Annotated in this window: 2 protein-coding genes and 2 pseudogenes; 1 reads left to right on the top strand and 3 read right to left on the bottom strand. The window is 54.9% G+C overall.

Features of this window, described 5'->3' with window-relative positions; genetic code table 11:
• Positions 1 to 130: 130 nt before the first annotated feature.
• Together HMPREF3148_RS13485 and HMPREF3148_RS03375 are read right to left on the bottom strand one after the other, a co-directional pair.
• Positions 131 to 394, bottom strand: a pseudogene (locus tag HMPREF3148_RS13485) (transposase); the annotation flags it as partial.
• 118 nt (positions 395 to 512) lie between these two features.
• On the bottom strand, positions 513 to 2,072 hold the full coding sequence (locus HMPREF3148_RS03375; protein WP_039676327.1) for a SulP family inorganic anion transporter: 1,560 nt from the start codon (positions 2,070 to 2,072) through the stop codon (positions 513 to 515).
• A gap of 169 nt (positions 2,073 to 2,241) precedes the next feature.
• Here HMPREF3148_RS03375 and HMPREF3148_RS03370 point away from each other — a divergent pair, with 169 nt between their 5' ends.
• Positions 2,242 to 2,646: a MerR family transcriptional regulator gene (locus tag HMPREF3148_RS03370; RefSeq protein ID WP_005531126.1), complete on the top strand. Its 405-nt coding sequence runs from the start codon at positions 2,242 to 2,244 to the stop codon at positions 2,644 to 2,646.
• A gap of 294 nt (positions 2,647 to 2,940) precedes the next feature.
• Here the strand turns inward: HMPREF3148_RS03370 and HMPREF3148_RS13655 are convergent.
• Positions 2,941 to 3,018, bottom strand: a pseudogene (locus HMPREF3148_RS13655) (IS6 family transposase); the annotation flags it as partial.
• Between the last annotated feature and the right edge of the window lie 886 nt (positions 3,019 to 3,904).

Below are 3,904 nucleotides of genomic sequence, written 5' to 3'. Positions count from 1 at the left end.
CACGATGGATGTAATTCTTAAACTGTTCGCTTAGGGTGTACCCCAGAGCGCGAATCAGCATGGACCTATAAAGCGACTATCCTATACCGGTCTGGCCACCGGCGGTGATCGCCCGATAGAGGTAGCATCACCTGCCGCCGACCCGGATATAGGTCTCATCGACCCGCCAGGAACTGGCCTGGCAGTCAGGTACCTGCCGGTACCACCGTGTTTGCTTGTCCAGCTCAGGGGCGTATTTCTGGACCCAGCGGTAGATCGTGGTGTGATCGACCGGCACGCCCCGCTGAAGTCATCATTTCCTCCAGATCGCGGTAGCTCACCCCGTAGCGGCAGTACCACCTACTGCCCACAGAATGATGTCACGGGGGAAATGACGACCGGAGAAGATATCCATGGCTGTGTGACTATTTCACGTCACTCTTCCTACTGCCCCAACTGTGCAACAGCACCAATAAACTGGCGCCCCGGTTATAAGTTGGGGCGCCAAGTCGATGTGCTCGAGTCGGGGGATGTTAGTGGCCGGTGTCAAGCCGGCCAGACAGTCGGTTCAGCCGGTCCTGACTGGGGCCGTCGAGCCCGATAATGGACACGGTTTTGCCTCTGTCCTGGAACTTCTGCGTAATCGCGTCAAAGGTCGCGACCGTGGAGGCATCCCAGATCTCCGCCTCAGTGAGATCAATAGTGATATGACGGGCAGAATCGGTGTAATCAAAGCGATAAACCAGGTCATTGCTTGATGCCCAAAACAACTGGCCATGCACCCGGTAGGTACGAGTATCAATCTCGCCATCGCCGTCGCCGTCGATATCGGAGACCTTTTCAATGGAAACGATATGTGCCACCCGACGGGCGAACATGATCATCGCGGTGACCACACCCAGCACCACACCAATGGCCAGGTTGCTGGTGGCTAGGGTCGCAATAATCGTCACGGCCATAACAATGGTCTCAGAGACCGGCATGAGTTTAAGGGTGCGTGGATGCACCGAGTGCCAGTCGATGGTGCCGACCGAGACCATGATCATGATTGCCACCAGCGCAGCCATCGGGATCATGCCAACGATGTCGCCCAGTGCCAGGACCAGGACCAGCAGGAACACACCGGCTAACAGGGTGGATAGGCGGGTACGTGCCCCGGATTCGCGGACGTTGATCATGGTTTGACCGATCATCGCGCAGCCGCCCATGCCGCCGAAGAAACCGGAGGCAATATTAGCCACCCCCTGTCCCCAGGATTCGCGAGTTTTATCGGAATGAGTGTCGGTGATGTCATCGACGAGCTTGGCGGTCATCAACGATTCCATGAGACCGACCACGGCCATGGCCAGGGCATAAGGCGCGATGATCTGCAGGGTCTCCAACGTCCACGGCACGTTCGGAATAAACAGGGACGGTAAGGTCTCCGGCATCTTGCCCATGTCCGAGACCGTCGGGACAGTCAAACCGGCGGCAATGACCAAACCGGTGAGCACGATAATCGTGACCAGCGGGGCGGGGATCACACTGGTGAGCTTGGGGAAGAAAATCATGATCACCACACCCAAGCCGACGAGTGGGTAGACCATCCAAGGCACATCAATGAGGTGTTCGAGTTGGGCGGTGAAAATCATAATGCCCAGTGCATTGACGAAACCCAGCATCACCGATCGGGGGATAAAACGCTGAAGTTTCGCCACACCGAGGGCTCCGAGCACGATTTGTAGGACACCGCCCAACAAGACGGTGGCGATGAAATAATCTATCCCGTAACCACGCGCCACAGGAGCAATGACTAGGGCAATAGCCCCGGTGGCGCCGGTTATCATTGCCGGGCGGCCACCGGTAAAGGCGATCGCAATGGCCATGACTACCGAGGAAAACAGACCCATGGCTGGGTCAACACCGGCAAGGATGGAAAAGGCAATGGCCTCAGGGATCAGCGCCAGGGATACCGCCAGTCCGGCCAGAATCTCTATACGGATACGGGCGGGGGAAGAAAATGCGTAACGGAAGGATGCGATGATCCCGGTAGGGGCATCAGCGCCGTCTGGACTCAGGAGGGGGCGGGGGGCCGCCGTGCTAGTTTCAGTCATAGATGTCCAATCTTTGAGGGGATAGGTAACTGGGCGAACGCCCGAAAGGAATCCAACCCTCTAGTAACTTTAGGTTTGGTGATGGTGGTCATGGTAGCGGGAGTTTTACTCAACCGCCAACCCAGGCACAGGAACCCGTGGGCAACATCACCGTGAAGGAGAACAGGCAATGCAAAACAGTAATTTCAAGATCGGCGAGGTCGTTGACCAGACTGGGTTGTCGATTCCCACCTTGCGTTATTATGACAACGTCGGCCTGATTACCCCATCGGGGCGTAGCCCTGGTGGGTTCAGGCTTTATAGTGAGGCTGATGTACGTCGTGTTTTGCTGGTGCGACGGATGAAACCGCTGGGGTTTACTCTGGATCAGATGCGAGAATTCCTGGAAGCTGCGGAGATTCTTCATAGTTCAGATGGCGGGCAGGACAGTGATCCCGCACAGCAGGCACGGAGTAATGCCAAGGCCACCCTTGCCGACATTCGTGAGGAGACGCGCACCCGCTACGAAAAGCTACGCAAGCAAATTGCCTACGCTGAGGAATTCCTCGATCTGGTCAACACCCTGGCACCCTAAAGTGCCCCCATCCTTCGCAGGGAGAAAGAGACCATCCGATTGAATGCGCTCTGTCGAGTCGCGTTCCAGATGAAGTGGACGAACGCCCGCGGCCTCTCCGGAGTGGATGGCGATAGTGCAGAGGACTTCTGAAATCCGTGCAGACGACTCCTCAAAACGACACAGTCATCCAAGGTCACATAATCGAAAATTGTCACTTAACCCGTTATTTTACCTACGCGGTGCTGTTGCAAAGTTGGGCCAGGGTCGAAAAGCCTACCCCTCAAGACATTAGTTGTCCTTGCTCCGGGGTGCTTAAGCTGTCTCGAATATCCGGCTGACGATCACCGCGTCTGGGTTCGGGTGCCCGTAGGTAAACATCGTGCCCTGGCCCAACTTTGCAACAGCGCCGTCTAAAAGTATGTTCATATCTCCTTGTTTAAGGATTGAAAACTGTAGTGTCTTGCTGTGGAGGCAGCAAGGTGGCGTATTGAGATGCCAAGTAAGTCCCGTCTTCCCACTTGGCTTTCAGCATCCTGGCGATACACATGACAGTGACATGGTGATCGCCTGCTCGGTGCAGAGATACCGCTTCTGATTGCGCACTGGCTCCGCTGACCCAAGTGTCCTCCACTAGCAGCACGTGCCGACCGGCGACTGCAGCAGGATCTATCACTGAAAAACGATCTGGGCTTATTGTGTGGGACGCGCCGGTGTTATCACCTGAAGATTCTAAAGCCGCTGGTGTGAGACGATTTCGGATATATGACCGAGAGCAGAATTGAGGGCACTAGCAAGTGCCCCACGGTCGCGTCCGGGACTGCGGTTGGTAGAGGGGACGTGAGTTATCACTTCTACCGGACTGACTGCTTGAGCAAGAGTTGGAAGATTATCTCGTAACGTGGTGTACCCTAACCGACTTAACTCAGTGTCCTAAATTGTTCATGACACGTGCAGTTTTATCAATCATGACCGCAACTTCGTGTTGCTCGTAAACATTTTGCATATTCCGGCCAAGGCTGACGTCTATCCACCCATTTGTGGCATGTTCTGACTTTGTCTCCGTTGCAGCTATGGCATCAATGATATTGCTTTGGTCTTTCCAACGGGCATCATTCAAAATGTAGACCACGGCCTTGTCCCAGGCCTACTCAAAGCTTGGCTCCCTACCGTAGAAGAACGTTGTCTTTAAAGTCGGCGAATATACGCGAAATTCAAACATGTACCTTATTGTAAAAGTGGGGTGTGAGGTTACCCTCGTTTAGTGGACACCCTATTT

Origin of the sequence: Corynebacterium sp. HMSC05D08, from assembly GCF_001807215.1 — a bacterium.
GTDB classification, from domain to species: Bacteria; Actinomycetota; Actinomycetes; order Mycobacteriales; family Mycobacteriaceae; genus Corynebacterium; species Corynebacterium striatum.
This window is presented reverse-complemented; position numbering and strand designations above follow the sequence as displayed.

Excerpts from the sequence above, each read along its gene's own strand:
- HMPREF3148_RS03375 (WP_039676327.1), bottom strand. The coding sequence starts at position 2,072 with ATGACTGAAACTAGCACGGCGGCCCCCCGCCCCCTCCTGAGTCCAGAC.
- HMPREF3148_RS03370 (WP_005531126.1), top strand. The coding sequence starts at position 2,242 with ATGCAAAACAGTAATTTCAAGATCGGCGAGGTCGTTGACCAGACTGGG.